The 15543-nt window shown below is 51.7% G+C and carries 17 protein-coding genes; 1 reads left to right on the plus strand and 16 read right to left on the minus strand.

The window, feature by feature from the left end; genetic code table 11:
- Window positions 1-2 precede the first annotated feature (2 nt).
- The 12 genes from DZC79_RS00925 to DZC79_RS00975 form a co-directional block, all read right to left on the minus strand.
- Window positions 3-311: a hypothetical protein gene (locus DZC79_RS00925; RefSeq protein WP_118949666.1), complete on the minus strand. Its 309-nt coding sequence runs from the start codon at window positions 309-311 to the stop codon at window positions 3-5.
- Between the two features lie 44 nt (window positions 312-355).
- Window positions 356-658 (minus strand): hypothetical protein, encoded by a 303-nt coding sequence (locus DZC79_RS00930; protein ID WP_157976839.1) that lies wholly within the window; start codon window positions 656-658, stop codon window positions 356-358.
- 249 nt (window positions 659-907) lie between these two features.
- Entirely contained in the window at window positions 908-1822 is a 915-nt protein-coding gene (locus tag DZC79_RS00935; RefSeq protein WP_118949668.1) for a phosphatase domain-containing protein, read from the minus strand.
- A gap of 11 nt (window positions 1823-1833) precedes the next feature.
- Window positions 1834-3039, minus strand: coding sequence for a hypothetical protein (locus DZC79_RS00940; protein ID WP_118949669.1), 1206 nt, complete (start codon window positions 3037-3039; stop codon window positions 1834-1836).
- Window positions 3040-3041: 2 nt separating this feature from the next.
- Window positions 3042-4352, minus strand: coding sequence for a methyltransferase domain-containing protein (locus tag DZC79_RS00945; protein ID WP_118949670.1), 1311 nt, complete (start codon window positions 4350-4352; stop codon window positions 3042-3044).
- A gap of 555 nt (window positions 4353-4907) precedes the next feature.
- Complete coding sequence (locus DZC79_RS00950) at window positions 4908-5084, minus strand: phosphatase domain-containing protein (protein ID WP_157976840.1); 177 nt, start codon at window positions 5082-5084, stop codon at window positions 4908-4910.
- Window positions 5085-5108: 24 nt separating this feature from the next.
- On the minus strand, window positions 5109-6161 hold the full coding sequence (locus DZC79_RS00955; RefSeq protein WP_118949672.1) for a DNA polymerase beta superfamily protein: 1053 nt from the start codon (window positions 6159-6161) through the stop codon (window positions 5109-5111).
- Complete coding sequence (locus tag DZC79_RS00960) at window positions 6136-6912, minus strand: nucleotidyltransferase domain-containing protein (RefSeq protein ID WP_118949673.1); 777 nt, start codon at window positions 6910-6912, stop codon at window positions 6136-6138. Before DZC79_RS00960 ends, DZC79_RS00955 begins: the two co-directional genes overlap by 26 nt.
- Window positions 6893-7102, minus strand: coding sequence for a hypothetical protein (locus tag DZC79_RS00965; protein WP_118949674.1), 210 nt, complete (start codon window positions 7100-7102; stop codon window positions 6893-6895). Before DZC79_RS00965 ends, DZC79_RS00960 begins: the two co-directional genes overlap by 20 nt.
- Window positions 7093-7242: a hypothetical protein gene (locus DZC79_RS21035; RefSeq protein ID WP_157976841.1), complete on the minus strand. Its 150-nt coding sequence runs from the start codon at window positions 7240-7242 to the stop codon at window positions 7093-7095. The genes DZC79_RS00965 and DZC79_RS21035 overlap by 10 nt, the downstream gene beginning before the upstream one ends.
- Window positions 7243-7285: 43 nt before the next feature.
- A complete protein-coding gene (locus DZC79_RS00970) occupies window positions 7286-7615 on the minus strand; it encodes a S24 family peptidase (protein ID WP_118949675.1) in 330 nt (109 codons plus the stop codon).
- A 56-nt stretch (window positions 7616-7671) separates the two neighbouring features.
- The gene (locus DZC79_RS00975) at window positions 7672-8769 is read right to left on the minus strand and encodes a slipin family protein (RefSeq protein ID WP_118949676.1); all 1098 of its coding nucleotides are present in this window, start codon (window positions 8767-8769) and stop codon (window positions 7672-7674) included.
- An 817-nt stretch (window positions 8770-9586) separates the two neighbouring features.
- Between DZC79_RS00975 and DZC79_RS00980 the strand changes: the two genes are divergently transcribed.
- Window positions 9587-10612, plus strand: a complete 1026-nt coding sequence (locus tag DZC79_RS00980; protein WP_118949677.1) for a helix-turn-helix transcriptional regulator — start codon at window positions 9587-9589, stop codon at window positions 10610-10612.
- On the opposite strand, the gene DZC79_RS00985 is transcribed toward DZC79_RS00980, so the two are convergent.
- From DZC79_RS00985 to prfH, 4 genes are all read right to left on the minus strand, one after another.
- Complete coding sequence (locus DZC79_RS00985) at window positions 10604-11911, minus strand: hypothetical protein (protein WP_118949678.1); 1308 nt, start codon at window positions 11909-11911, stop codon at window positions 10604-10606. The two genes, DZC79_RS00980 and DZC79_RS00985, sit on opposite strands and share 9 nt — an antisense overlap.
- A gap of 3 nt (window positions 11912-11914) precedes the next feature.
- Window positions 11915-13957, minus strand: a complete 2043-nt coding sequence (locus DZC79_RS00990; RefSeq protein WP_118949679.1) for a hypothetical protein — start codon at window positions 13955-13957, stop codon at window positions 11915-11917.
- Window positions 13958-14013: 56 nt separating this feature from the next.
- Window positions 14014-14691, minus strand: a complete 678-nt coding sequence (locus DZC79_RS00995; protein WP_118949680.1) for a hypothetical protein — start codon at window positions 14689-14691, stop codon at window positions 14014-14016.
- Window positions 14692-14915: 224 nt separating this feature from the next.
- Entirely contained in the window at window positions 14916-15533 is a 618-nt protein-coding gene (prfH, locus tag DZC79_RS01000) for a peptide chain release factor H (protein ID WP_118949681.1), read from the minus strand.
- Window positions 15534-15543: the final 10 nt, after the last annotated feature.

Consider the following 15543-nt stretch of genomic DNA (forward strand, 5'->3'; position numbering starts at 1 on the left):
GCTTACCTGATCTCGAATTCCTGCAGCACAAGGTTGCCGATAACAAAGCGGTAGCTGCCTTTGCCCAATTTGGCGGTAGAAACAAAGAAGGTCTTCCTGTCCTTGATCTTTCCGGTGAGTACGGTATTACCATTTTTATCCTTGATCATATAAGCAGCCCCGGTGGCATTGCCGACAGTAATGCCGATAGTGCTGTGGCGGGCTTTGCTGTAGACCAGCTTTTGTTCCCGAGCGCCGGCGCTGAAAGCGGAGAGGGTAGTGGCGCAGATAAGTGCGGTAACGATAGCGGTTTTGCGAAGAAGCGTTTTCATAAGATTTGTTTTTATTGGCAGGGAAATGATAGAAAGAAAAGTGGTTATTTGATGATGAACTCCTGCAGTACCAGGTTACCCATAACAAAGCGGTAGGTGCCTTTATTCAGCTTGCCGGTAGGGATAAAGAAGGTCTTGTCATTTTTTACAGTACCCTGCAGCACGATATTGCCTTTCTGGTCTTTGATCGCAAAGCTGGCGCCGGTAGCATTGGCAACCGTGATGCCGATAGAAGGATTAGCGGCTTTGAGATAAACCGGAACATTATCCTGGGCTTGAACGGCTGAAGCGGTAAGGGTCATCAGGAGGGCAGCAGCGATTGCGGTTTTACGGAGAAGCGTTTTCATAAGATTTGTTTTTTGAAGGTTTGTGTTGTTTGTTTCGATTTCTGATGCAAACATACTATCGCCCCGGAGCCTTCTTTCCCACTATTAGACCTACAGCCTGAACTATTCGACTTTCGACGAAAACCGCTTCGTCGACAAAAAGATGGTTTTCGTCGAAAGCCCTTTTCCCTGGCGGGTTTCAGGAGATCTACAACGAAGGGAGCAGCCTCGCCGGCTGCTCCCTTATACTTTATGTCGATAAAAAAGCGATCAGAAATCGCCGTAGAAAACCTGGAAGCAGGGTAGATTGAGCTCTTCCCGCCACATGTCTACGACCTGGTTCCGGTCGTCCAGTACAAATTCAACGAAGTACCGGCCTGCAATAGAGCGGTTAAAGAGCTCTTTTTTAATCAGGGCATCTTTCCGGCTATCGTTCTCCCGACGCATCAGCAGCTCATCGAAGGGAATGCCGTGCCGTTCGAGGAATCGCATGGTCGGCACTTTGTACACCGCTTCCCTCCCGGATACCAGCAGGATGCGGTAGCCCAGCTGCCGGTATTGTACCAGGAGGTTGGCCACCGGCAGGTTCAGCAGGTCGTCTTCGCAGGAAGCGGCATTGTAAGGATCCCTTCCGTTCAGCAATGCCAGCGTGCCGTCGAGATCGCATATCAGCGCTTTAGGCAGGCTTTGGTCCTGATCCCGGTAATGATTTTCCCTACTCCTTTTCAGCACCGGGTCGAACGAAAATACTTTCTTCAGCGCTTCAAGATTGGCCATATGTTTTTGTATCGCCTGCCTTGGGATGCGCTTGCCCGTCTCGCGGTACCGGTCTTCGCAGCGCTGGTACAAAACCGCTTCAGGCGCTTCGAATACTTTGAAATGGATATCGGCGACGGTGTTGAACTTGTCAATATATTCATCCAGGTATTTCTTCTGCGTATGCGTTGCGTCCAGGATCACATTGGTCCTTTCCGCCAGCAGGGAGGCAATAGCAGCGTCGATCATCCGCGTGATCTTCCGCTCTTCCTGGTCCTGCAGGAAGGAATAAGTAAAATGCATCTGCCGGAAATCGTCCCGGCTTAGCCGCATCCAGTTGGTGTGGGTCCGCAGGTGATAGCGGGCAAAGGTGGACTTGCCCGATCCGGGCGCACCGACCAATATCAGCAATTGAGGTGTTCTGCTCATCGTTATCGTTTTTACAGGCGGGTATCCAGCAAGGCTTCTGCCTGTTCTCCCATGATTCGGTCGAAGACCAGGTTTTTCAGGTGGTAGTTTTCTTTATCGATCTCCCGGTACGGGACCTTTAGCAGCTCCAGGTTGATAGCCCAGTCGGCTATAGAGCACTCTAGTTTTCGCCCTGTATTCCGCTTCCGGATATGCTGTGGCAGGTCCCGGAGAAAATGCACGCCATAGATCATGGTGAGATAATAAGGGTTACGGATCTTTAACGCCGGCGGCAGCCCTTCGTTGAAAGCCTTTACCGGCTTGATCACTACTCCTTCCTCTTTGTTGCCGGATAGCGCATCGAACCAACGGTAAGCTCTTTCGGTCTCTGCAGCCACCATGCCTTCGCTGAGGTCCAGCACCAGCATTTCATCATCATTGACGAGGCTGTAGCTCCGGTTATCGTCCGGCAGCTCCTCCCGGCCATCGTCGTAGATCTTCTTCAGCACATTGAAAGGCTTGAAGTGCAGGGGCTGCTCTTTGCCGAAGTGCCCGATCTGCTCTTCGTATATAGCAATGCCTTGCCGGTAGGTCTCCAGGTCGAGCACTGCAAACTGGTCGAGCGCATTGTACTGGCGTTGTATATGTGCCGGGTAGCGATCTTTAAGCTGTTTGTCCGTAAGGCTTGCCTTGTCCCGGGTATATGCCAGGTAGGGCTCGCTTTCCTTTACCTGCTTCATTTTGGCATACAGCTGCGATTGTTCCAGGAATCCTGCGTGCTGCCGGTGCGCATCCAGGTAGCCTTCAAATTCGTTATCGATAAGGCCCTGCCCCAGCACACCCCAGGGCATCAGCTCCGACTGGATGATCACCAGGCTCAGACCTTCCCAGTCGAACTTTACATGCAGCTCGCGGCAGGCGCTTTGGGCGGCTTCCAGGTCGATGTGCCGTATCCGGTGCCCGTTACGGCTCACGAAATAGGTTTCTTCAAGCGCTTTATGCAGGTAGATGTCGCAGTAAGAGCCCATATATTTTTGCTGTATCAGCAAGCGGGTAATACCCTTGTCTGCGAAATAACGGATCCCTTCGGCAATGCTTTCGATCTCATTCCGCTCCGCCGATTTCGGCGCCGGGGAAATCGTTGGAGAAAAGGCATTCACCTTGTTGTCGCAAAACCAATCGATCCTGGACCTTAGCTTCTTCAGCTCTTCAGCTTTTGTGATGTCTTGTGTTGCCATAGCTAATCATTTTTGTTCCTGCTGATAATGCAGGCTTGAGTCGGTTGTATACCATTAAGCTTGTCTCCTATCTGTGCAAATTCAGTCCGGATGTCCACCCTGTCTTCCACACAATCGCTGATCAGTTGCCGGAAGTCTGCCTGGCTCAGCTCAAAGTGATGATCCTCGTGCCGGAACCGGTTATCTTCGCGGTAGAAGGTATTGAAGTCGGCATTAGGCGTTGTGATAATGATCTGCCGGAAAGGATAGGTCAACACCTTGCGTATCAGGCCTGCCGCTTCGTTCAGCGGATTGTGCTCGATCACCTCGCTCATAATGATATTGACGGGCTCTTCGGGCCGGCAGTTGTCGAGACAGGTAAAGAAACGCAGGTTATCCGCTTCTATCCGGCGGGCGATGCCTGCACCGTGCTGCTCAAAACGTTCGTCCTCATCTATCGCATAGTAAGTGGCCTTAAGACCTTTATTCATCATCCGCTTATAATAGCGCAGCTCGCCGCAGCCGACATCCATAACCGCTGTAGCTGTATCCAGTCGATTGGTGATAAACAACTGGCGGTCTTCCTGTGTGCCGTACCAGCTAAGGTCGGCAACGATACCCTGCCCGGCAAGGTATTGCTCCATCACCGGCTTTACCAGCTGGAACTGCCTGAGCGATTTGACCGCCCTCTTCGCGTACAAGTAAAAAACGAAATAGGGAACCTGTTCGATATTGGTCAGCACTCGCACATATTTTGCAGCAAAAGTATCGTCGATGTATTGAAAGAGCCCGTATTCATTGGTCACATGCGTGAGCAGGGCGACCAGGTTCAGTAGGTTGAAAGCCTCGAATACGCTGGCGGCTGTGATCACGAGCGAAAAATTCCGTCCTTTCCGGTGCGTTACCGCTACGCCGGGGAAATACTGCGACAGCAGGTATTGTCCGTCCCGGTACCAGCTGGAATGAATATACAGCGTGGGTACCATGATCGCACAGGGATGCGTATCCAGCGCACCCTGCGTCTGGCCCAGCCATTTCAGCTCCTGCTCCCGGAAGCTCGCTTTGTCCTTAAGGATATGGGCAAACAATTCGGTGCAGATATGCAGCAGGGCCAGGGGACTGCAATGGCTCTGGAAGTCCAGCGGGTTGCCCTCTTCCGGGCTATAGCTGGCTTGCGTATCCTGGAACACCACCTCGTATTCGTGTGCAGAAACCACGTTGCCGGCAACCACACCGTTCTTCAAGGGTTTGAAGTACAGTCCGAAGTCCGTATCGGGGTTCTTGAACAACAGATCGAGCAGGTTGTCGTTGGGGCTTTTGATCCGGATTATCATAGTGTTTTTATTTCCGGACAAAGATATTTTTGCTACTGCGCAGTGCATCTGCGCAGTGGAAAATTTTTTACCTCCGGTGGCGTTTCTTAAATGGGGAAACAGGATAGATAGTTGATTCCCTGCTGTGTAGCGAAACTTTTTTATTCACAAAGACAAGAGGCCAATAACGCTTATGAACAGATGCGGTTTCATTTGTAAACGCGCCACGGTTATCCTGGTGCAGCTTGCGCAGCATGTGGAATGAAGGAGCCCGATCGCTTTTTTTCTCTAACCCTTTGTACAATATTGCTCACCGGGGCGCTGAGGCATGTAAGAAGAATGGTGGTGCCTTTCCTGCAGCGACACGGCGCTGCGGGATTTTTATCTAGCGATACTTAGTCTCTTTGTGGGCTCATGGAAGAAACGAACAACTGCTTCGCGATCTCTGTGCCGTTGTGAGAAAATAAATGAAATACGATACCCGCTTGATTGTTTTTCCCGCTGAAACATTACAGACAATAAAAAAAGCCGGGAAGGATTCTACTTCATTCCCGGCCTTAGCATTTGCTTTTAGGATCAGAAGTCACCGTAGTAGACTTGGAAGGACGGCAGCTTCAGCTCATCACGCCACATATCCACCACCTGGTTACGGTCGTCGAGCACAAACTCGATATAATACCGGTCGCGGATCGCTTCATCGAAAAGCTGTTTCTTGACAATAGCATTTTTCCTGCTGTCCCCGGTGATGTGCATCTGCAGCATATATCGTTGACAGGTCTAGGTGTATAATTGCTGGCGCAGCTTTACCAGCAGCGCCGTTGCTTGTTGTTCATCCGGTTGTTCCGGCAGGGGGCTGGTCTTTGCCGCCTGCCTGATGGCGCCCATTAATTCTTCGGCCATCAGCAGCAAAGCTTCGTATTCATATTCCCCGCGCTTGATGGCCAGCAACGCTTCCCGGTTGGGCCGCTTCACATTCAGTACGCCGGTTCGGAGCAGCTCTTCGGCTACCTGTAGCAGGCGTATGGTATGCATCATGTTCTTGGCATCGTAATCTTTCCCATGTGCCTTATTGCCCTGGTAGCGCGCGTCGTTCCTTTTAGCTACCCATTCCCAGTATTCCCGGTACTCACGGCAATACGCGGAGTAGCTTTCCTGGTTAAAGTAAAGATAGGTCTCCGGCCATTGTCCTTTGGGTATGGAAGACAAGCGAACCTCGTTGGCGTCCATACCGCTGACGATACCGCTGTATCCTGCGCCGGGCCGATGGAATAGGGCATAGAGTCTTTTGGTATGCGGGATCGCGGTAAGGCCGCAATCTTCCTGCCGGTAGCCTTTCTGCCGAAGCCATTCCGCTACAGGAAGGGATTGATGCCCTTCAGTTACGAAGCAGCAATCCAGAACGCTCTTCCTTTCCGGCGCCATGGGTCTGGATACTTTCTTGTTGTAGCCGCGGGCCTTCTTTACCTGTGTATACGCATAGCCGGCAAAAGTATCACGGCATAGCCGCGACAGGAACAGTTCCGGTCGCAGTGTTTCCATGATGGGATGCCGGTACAGCACCAGGTCTCCGGGTGTGGCCAGCAATTCCAGCATATTGGGGTTATTGCGCAGCAGCAATGCTACGAAGCGTCCCAGCTCATAATAGACTTCATCGTTGGTTTCATTGTTCACCTGGGATATATAGTTCAGTCCATAGAACTGATCCTTCGGCAGGTAGAAAACACCTTTGATGTCGGTATCGGAGGCCGGCGTGTCGAGGCCATAGGCCCTGCTGCCGCTGATACATTCCAGCAGCAGCAGGCCTTTATCTTTTAATTCGGGCAGGGTCATTGTTGTTCAGGTTCCGTATAAAAAAGTTATCTAAGGGCCCGGTATCGAACTGATCCCGCGGTAATGTGCTACCAAACTGACTGCACTGTTCAAATGTTTGGCTTATCCAGTCCATCAGGTGTTCGTCCGGCGCTATGCTGTAACCTTCAGGCATGGTAGCCTTCAGTGCGATCAATGCGGTTACCTTCAGCTGCAGGGTTTCCGGCATCAGGTTCATCAGGGGCTGGATGCTCATTGGCGCAATACTGTTCTTTTCCATATTCCAGCGTGCGGCCAGCAGGGGACGCAGCACATAGAACAGCTTCTTTACTTTAATGGCACCGGTGCTATCCATGGTGTCCAGCGCACCTTTGGTAATGCCGAGATAGTGATATATATTGCTTCTCCGGCTGAAGTACAGAGGGCATAACGACCACAGCTCATCGCGGAAGCCGGGCGCTTCCCGGTACACGATAGGCGATTGCAGCCATTCGAACGGTGTTGTATTGGACCGGCTGATCAGCTGCAGTACTTTCCGCAGGTCCCAGCCATTCAGGTCCAGCTCGTTGTCTATGGGGAAACGCAACAGGTCTTCGTGGCCGGTGATGGAAAGGTATTGCTCATAGGTGCGCCTGTAGATAAACCGCACGTCATAATCACTATCCGGTGATGGGAATTCCCAGCCCCTGCTGCCCGATTCGCAGGCAAACAATATATCAACGCCTTTTTCCTGCTCTATTGCTTTTAATTGATCAAGTATAGTTGTTCTCATTTTTTTCTATTAAAATATTCTGTTCGTATATAAAGGCACGTACAACCGTGTTGCGGCGTATCACATTGTCGAATGCCTTAACCGAATGGTAGCTTCTGTAGCGGCTGTAGATACGGTTTCGCTCACCCATGGTGATCTTTACCCGGATCACCGGCGCCTTTCTCTCTTTACGCCATGGCGCTACACCCAATCTGTTTGTTCCAGCTCCTGTGCTATATGCAGCGCGGCGTCCTTATGCCAGGCCTTGTTGCCTTTACGTTTCAGATACGGACGCAAGTGCCTGTCCCGTTCACCGCTCCTGTATTTTCCTTTGTGATAGATATGTTCCATGTCGCTTCAAGGTCCAGGACCAATATGTTTGCTGTATGCAGCATCACTTACCTCCTCTTTCAAATATAACCTTATTCTGGTATTCTCCTGTGACCACGCGGCCATAGATGATCCTGGTCCAGCCATTTTCATAGCCATGGTTGTTTGCGATCAGGAATTCTTTGCTGGTATCTTTCTTAATGATCTTATGGGCGTCGATATAACGACCCCTGACTTTGCAGAATACAATGTCTCCGATCTCGTAAGTAGCAGCCTTCTCAAAGGTGAGCAGGCTGCCGCTTTTCAGCAGGGGCAGCATCGATTGGCCGTAGGCCTTCATACTGCCGCATCCTTTGGTTTCAAGGTCTTGTTTTAGTCTTTCAAATTTATTCATGGGATTTTACTTTTTAAAAGCGGGCCCGGAATGAAGATCATTACCGGGCCGCTGTTTTACTGTTTAATGAAGATCTGCTTCAGCTGATCGACGATCTGTCCGCCCCCGGAAAGGCTGATCGTATGGATCTTTTCCGCGATCTTTTCCACGTATTCCATTTCCTTCAGCTTGTACAGCATCTGGTTGTCTTCCATCAGCTTCGCCGTGTTCAGCAGGCTCCTCGTAGAAGCGGTTTCTTCCCTCCGGGTGATGATGTTGGCCTGGGCCTTCTTTTCCGCGATCAGCACCTGGTTCAGGATCTCTTTTACATCGCCGGGAAGGATAATGTCTTTCACGCCGCAGTAGTTTAGCTCGATACCCAGTCCGGCAACCCTTTCCAGGGACTGCTGCCTTACCGCTTCTGCGATCCGGTCCTTGCTGTCCATCAGCTCGTCCAGGTTCAGACTGCCTACGAATTCACGGAGGGCCAGCTGCATCAGGGTGTACAGCTGCTTATCGTAGTCCCGGTTATCGTACAACGCCTTTTGAATATCCCTTACCTTGTACTGGATCGTGAAGTTGATGCGCAGCTGCGTCTTATCCCGCGTCAGTATTTCCTGACCGTTGATGTCCATAGCCTGCTGCCGCATATCGGCTTTGATCACCTGGATCGCTGTAGTGTTCTTCCAGAAGTAGTACTGGCCGGGGGCCAGCTCTTTATTGTACTTTCCATCGATGAACAGCAAGGCTTTTTCAAAGGCTTCCACCTTATAGCTACGGATATAGGCGGCCAGGGGCGCCTTTTCAAAGAGGTTGCTGTCGATGACGGCGTCAATATCCAGTGTGCTGGTATTGGTCCGGATGAAACGGTGGGCATTCAGACCATTCCAGTAGAAATAGCGGCCGGGACCCAACAGGGTTTTGAAGTTCTGGTTCTGGTAGACCAGGACCAGCTCATTATCCGCTACCTCAGCTACAGTGACCTCAGCGGCAAACTCGGGGTGCTGCAGCAATACATCCATATCGTGGCTGATCTGTACGTGCTTGCCGCAGTCGTGGATCTCGATCTCTTCGCCGAAGCCAAGGCGATAGGTACCTTCTTTCCATACACGCAGCAATACGCCTTTCCTGAATACGAGGCCAACCGAGTTGGCATTGATCCTGATCTTTTTCATGGTTCTCTGTTTTTATAGGGACTATTACTTATTTCAATAAATGGTATGTTGCCAGGCTTCCTTTCCCTGTAACGGAAAGACATTGGCTTTCGGTTGTTCCCGGAGCGTCGTCCCGTCGATTGCAGCCTTCCCTGTAATGCAGGTAAGGAGTACTTCGAATTCGGAGGCTCCCGGCGACACCGGCCGCATCATGTCTTTGCAGAGCTACCGGGCAAGTTACCTCCGGGCACAGGCCCGGCCGGCTGAAGTCTGGCACACGCCATAGGCGGGCATTTGAAAAGTCGCCCTTCTTTTTCTGTGGTGGTTGTCGCTATACCATTTAGCTATTCCTGCAGAGTAGGAAACGGGATTCGAACCCGTATACACAACCTAAAGCCGTGCTCTGACCAGCTGAGCTATCTCTGTTAGGAGAGCAGGAGTTGAACCCGCGACCCGGCGTTAGGAAACAATCCTCATGCCTTGCATCAGCATAGGAACAGGCAAGGGCCCTTCCTACTTTGCCTGCTGTACCGAAACAGGCAACCGGGATACTCGTCATGCGGGACTGCTATTCCCCTCACAAGGGGAATATCTTGAAGGCTTTCGCCTGAACGATCTTTTAAAGAACTAGGGTTTGTTTTGATAAAGCAAAGATGGCCTTATCTATGCGCAGCATATCTGCGTAGTAAAGAAAAATTTTAAATCCGGACTCAATGAGCTGAAACAGCGCTGTATTGGACGGATATTTTTTCCAAAATAGCCAACTGTTGAAATAACTGCGCAGCTATATTGCGCATTTTAAGCAGTCTTTTGTAGCTTCATCCCCTAAATTGAATATATGGCGATCAATAAGCTGGCCCTGCTGCGGTACAAAACCATCGACGATTGCCTGCGCAACCGTTTCCGGAAATGGACCCTGGAAGACCTTATCGAAAAAGTGGCGGAAGTGCTGTACGACCGCGAAGGCATCGCTACCGGTATAAGCCGCCGGACGATTCAGGGCGATATCCAGATCATGCGCAGCGACAAGCTGGGCTATAATGCGCCCATCGTCGTGACGGACCGCAAGTACTACAGCTATGAAGACCGTGATTTCAGCATTACTAAAGCGCCGATCAACGGCGCCGATGTAGATAAGATGAAAGAGATCGTAGGGGTGCTGAAACAGTTCAATGGCTTCAACTATTTCGATGAGATGAGCGATATGATCGCCAGGCTGGAGAACAACCTGTACAAGTCGACCAACCAGAGCCGCAACTATATACAGTTTGAAAGCAACAAGCAACTGAAAGGCCTGGAGCATATCAACCCTTTGTACCAGGCCATACGCAACCACCGCTCCCTGCTGATCGAGTATAAATCATTTAAAGCGCAGCAATCGCAGCAGAGCATCTACTATCCTTACCTGTTGAAAGAATACCGCAACCGCTGGTTCGTGATCTGTAAGCCGAAGAAGGGAGCCGTGCTGCTGACCCTGGCCCTGGATAGGATCATCGAATTCCAGGAGCTGCCGCATGAGCCTTTTGTCGACTATAAAGGTGTTGACTTTGAAGTTTACTACGGCGACCTGCTGGGCGTAACCAAGAGCGAGCGCGATAGGGCGCATAAGGTGATCCTGGAAGTGGATCGCTACAATGCGCCGTATGTGCTGACCAAGCCGCTGCACGCCTCGCAGAAAGTAGTCGCCGAGCAGGAGGACAGTATTACCATCCGTATCGATGTGGTGCCCAACTTTGAGCTGGAGCGGGAGATCCTGGGCTTCGGCGAATGCATAAAGGTGCTGGCCCCCCGTTTCCTGGCCTCCCGTATCCGGAAGCGGCTGGCGAAGGCTGCAGAACGTTACCAGCGACCCAATTCAGAATAGCTGCGGCAGCTGCAGCAAAGCCGACTCATCCGGTTTCCTGCAGGTCAGGCTCAGGTCCAGCACGATCCGCTTGTCGCGCAGCTGCCGGGCATGAGCAGAAACCGATTTGAAGGGCGAGGTATAGCGGTTCAGCCAGGCCAGATCGGGCACCTGTTTCAGTCGGTCAAAATCGGCCTGCAGATAAAAGAGGAAAGGTCCTGTGGCTAATTCCGGAACCGGCGCCGGCGCTTGTGCCGAAGTGCCGGCCCAAAGCCCTCCGGCTAAAGTACCAGTGTATATTTTATATAAGGGGAACACCTCAGGCTGCAGTATATTACTGTCTTTCGACACCATACCGGCCCGGCGCAGGTAATCATAGAGCGTGGCCTCTGCCAGTACCTGCAGCCTTATGCCGGGAACCTTGTTTTCTTTCACCGATACGGTAGCGACCTTTTCAAAATCGTCATTATAATCATAGGTTACTACAGAATCCTTCTGCACAACCGTTTCCCCTATCTTCAGGATGAATCCCCGCGGATGAGCGGCCAGCAGGCTATCGCCGCTGATGACGACATCGCCTGCCTTAAATTGCTTTCCTGCCAGCCATTGCGGTGCGAGGCCCAGCCAGTAAAGGTCTAACGCATCTCCCGTTGCAGCCCGTTCCATAGGAAGTTCCCAGGTTTTGATGCTGTCGGCTTGCCAGTCCAGCTCAGCGGCGATAGATCCGTTCCGGAAATCAAGCCGGCCTTTTCCTTTTTCTGATAGTAAAGTAAGATGACCGTCCAGCGATTTGATCTTGCTGAAGGCGCTTTGGGAAACCGCTATCATATTTTCCTGCTTCAGCAACCGGGCTAATGTTTCCTGCACCGCTTCTTTCGCCGGCGAAAAAGCGAAGGCTACGTGTGCTTCATTATAAGCCAGGACACAGGTCTGGCTGCTGTTCGCGGCGAATGTCATGTTCCCGGCTGGAACCGGCAGCCGGCTAAAGCCCATACCGGCCAGGGATTGCGTCAGGGCAGTGGTATCATCGACGGGTAAGGTTGTGAATAAGGTATGCTCTGGCCCGTCTTTTAAGGTATAGCAAAAAAGATTGGCCGGCACAGAAAGGCCTTTGAAAAAATGGCGTTCGGAACGGCGACGTTTGAACAGGGAACTGCTGAGGCTCCGGTAGATACGATACATATCCACCCGGACCAGGGTCGCGGTGTTGGCCGGTATGAGGGTATCGTATGAGGTCTGTTGCTGGTACAGGATATAGCCCCAGAAGAAAAGCGCGGCGAGCACCACGGCGGCAGCAGTGATCAACAGGAACCGTTTCATTGTTTAATCCAGTTTGGTCGCATACTCGATCATAGAAAGGAAATATTTCAGGGCGTTTTCTTTGTTGCCGGGTACCTGGGCCACCAGCTCGCCCGAGATGCGGTTGCCTTTGATGCCGGTGGTGCGGGCATACATAGGCCCGGTATTGCCCAGCAAAGTATTCAGCGCTTCGAGCTTGCGGTATCCACCAAACTCATCGCGGGGCAGCTTGCCGATCATGCTTTTCGGGTTAAAGTACAGGGCCATATTGTTCTTCAGCAACAAGTCCTTCTGCTCTTTTGAGATATTGCCCTGGTAGGTACCCGCGGCGATCTGCTGGATATCCCTGTAGGCCGTGCCGCAAAAGACGATGCCGTCTTTGATCAGCATATGCAACCTGAAAGGCGAGCTGCCGGTAAGTTTGTCATCGAAAGAGTAGATACCATTCTTCAGCGTGATCCGCTCTTTATGTACGCCATAGTTCAGCAGGCGTTCGATAATGCGGGGATCGTCGGAGGACATCATAAAGAGAAAGTCGGGAACAGTCTCTGTCTTGGTTTTCGTTACTTCCTTACGTTCGTAATCGTCGTTATATTCGTAGGTCGTATAAGTATATTCTTTGGGGCCGATATCGGTGAAGAGCACTACAGCATCGCCTTTGATCACTTTAGCCACTGCTTTTTCGTCCAGCAGCAAAGAGAACAGGTCGGCGCCGATGCTGGTTTCTTCACCGTAGCGGATACCGAGGTACTGTGAAAAGGCGGGGCGCAGCAGATCGGGCAGCTCCTGCAGGTAATGCTCGGTATCGAAAGAGTAGCTCATAAAGCCTACCAGCTTATCGCTGTTGATGTAGCGTGCAAATTGTTTGTTGGGCTTATGGGCGTATATTTTCTTGTAAGCGGCTGCTTTCCCTTCTTCCAGCATCATTTCGGTATTGATATATGCTTTCTCCTTTTCCAGGTAAAACTTGGCGTTGATGCTGCCATAGCCCTGGAGCAGATTGCCCAGGCCGCTGAAGCGGTAAGCAGGATATAAAGGCGTGCTGAAGCTGTTGTACAGGTTCTGCATACCGGAAAGGTAGAAAGTCGCGGCTGCATTCTTGTCCTGGCTGCGCAGGAAATCGGGATTGTCCAGCACAGAGGGACCGCTTGTCTTTTCAAAGGCGCTTGCTGCATAGCGGCTCAGCCAGTCCCGGGTCAGGCGGTCCTGTATTTTCTTTTGTGCTTCGTAGTCCCGGTTATAAGCTTCCTGGTCATAGTAGCTGGGTTGGGCCACTTCTGCGACTACCATAGGGGGTGCCTCCACCACTGTCGGCGCTGCAATGTCGATCGCTGCCGGTGGTTCTATGATCCCTGCTGTATCCGTAGCTACCGGCCCGGGAATGTACTCCGCCACTTTTACATCTTCATCGACGGCTACAGCATCCTCCCCGGAGGCAGGTGCAGCGCCGGCAGCTATATTCCAGGCACTGTCGGCAGCAGCGGCCACCACGGTGTCGGCAGCAAACGCATCTGCCGTGTATTCATCGCGGTAATAGTCGCCGTAGTTCACTCTTTTGATGCCGTAGTGTGCCGCCCGCAGAGAATCGGTGTCGAAATAAGAAAGCTTAAGCGAACCCACAACCAGGAGCGCCGTCTGATCATTCCAGAGCAGCAGCGTGTTCTCGCTATGGTCGTACAGCGAACGTGTCGTGCCTTTTCTTTCGATCCTTTTGGCCGCGCTGCCAAGGATATGTTCAAACCGGCTGACATCTCCCAGGGGGAACAGCAGGCAATTGTAGCTGATGCTATCTGTAGGCAGGTAATAATAATAAGCGGTTCCCTGCAGCTGCAACCCGAGATCTTCTATGCCGCTATACTGCGTGCCCTTACCTTCTTTTTTGATGCCTTCCGCCAGCTTTTTGCCCAGGACGGAATTGTTGAATTCGCCCACAGTGCATAGCTCCAGGAATTGAGCTCCTTTTACGGAGGCCACGGCTACGGCCGCTTGGGGTATCTTATAAGCGAGATCCTGTGCTTTAAGGTTAAAGCCAGAACAGAGTATGGCGGCAAGCAGTAATTTTTTCATGTTAAGGTTTATTTTCGAATGCCGGAGATTATCCGCCGGCAGGCTTCAGGGTTTATTTATTTTGTGAGCTGTATTTGTGTTGCCACACTGGCGCCGCCGTTGATGAGGTCCATCACGCTGCACTGCTGCATCACGGCTTTACCGCTTTTGGAGATACGGGCTTTGGTATTGCTTTGCCTGGCTACGGGTACCGGGAAACGATAGATGCCGGTATAGGTCGCGGTTTTAAAAATGTCCCTGTCTTCCTTTTTCAGCTTGTTGTATTCCGTTTTAGCGCCGGTATAATATTTGTAGTCGCGGTTGAATGTAGCGGCCGCTTTATTGTAGCTATAGGTGGAGATCGAGTTTGTTTTGATCTTCTGTGCCTCCAGTATTTCCCGCGTGATGTTGTTGATGTTGCCGACCTCCCGGAAGGAGAAGCTGATGCTGCCGATATAATTGTTGAAGTCCAGGCTGCTCTTTACGTTGCTGATGCCCGGCATCTTTCGCAGCCTGGCTACGGCCTCATCCATTTCCTGCTTTATCTTAGTGCGGCTGGGTACTTTATAGCCGTTGACGCTGTCCATCATCAGAACGGAGGCGACCTTGTTCCTGCTCTGGCTGAGATTAAGCGTAAGGGTCATGGCGCCGCTGCCGTCGGCATTCATGCTGATCTCTTCTATGATCTCGAAGCAGGAAGAAAATAAGAAAGGCAGGCACAGCAGGAGCAGCAGGGTTTTATGTTTATTCCACATGGTATAGGGGGGCAAAGCGCCGGAAAATGGATTTCCGCTCGCCGGAATTTGCTGCGAAGATAAACAAGGTCCTGCTTTTCCCTCCTCCCCGGAAACTGCTATAAAATGTTAAAAAAGCCCGCACCCTGTTTGGTGCGGGCTTTAAGGCCGGTTCATTCATATTGATAGATCACGGTGTGCTATAGGAATGGCTTTGTGCGCCTGTCATAGAACAAACGCGGTGATCAATTGAGGGAGGCCACGATCGTTTTGGCGGCGTTTCCTCTTTCCAGGTTGTTGTGCTCCTGCCACTGCTCCATCTGCTGCTGCATCAGCCGGTCGGTCTGCCAGGCTTCTACTTTCCGTTTGAGCCTTTCTTCGCATAGCTTCCGGTTTTGAAGCTGGGAGCGGGTATCGCTGGCAGTCGCCTGCAGCCCCGAAGGCCGGTGTACACCGCGCACAGCGGTCTCTACCTTATTTACGTTCTGTCCGCCGGGGCCGGAAGCCCTGAGGGTCTCGAAGTAGATGTCCTTGTTTTGCCAGCTCCCGGGCATGTGTACGGGAAAAATAGCGATGCCGACAAACCAGTTGCGCCGGCGGTACATTTTACGGTAGGGGCTCTGGGCGATCCACTGCAGCGAACCTTTCCATTCGGCTACAAAGTCCTGCAGCGAAGGGCCTTCGGCCATTAAGGTGGCTGAGAGCAGTGTGCCGCGGAGGCCACCCTTTTTATTGTCCAGCACTTCGATGCAGATGCCGGTGTTCCGGGCATGCTGCAGCATAAGCTCCTGCACTTTGGCTACGACGCGGCAACATTCGGCGGGGCCGCGGCCGGAGCTGATTTGTATAATGATCTTTTCCATGAAGTTGTTT

Source organism: Taibaiella helva (assembly GCF_003545695.1).
Lineage (GTDB): Bacteria > Bacteroidota > Bacteroidia > Chitinophagales > Chitinophagaceae > Taibaiella > Taibaiella helva.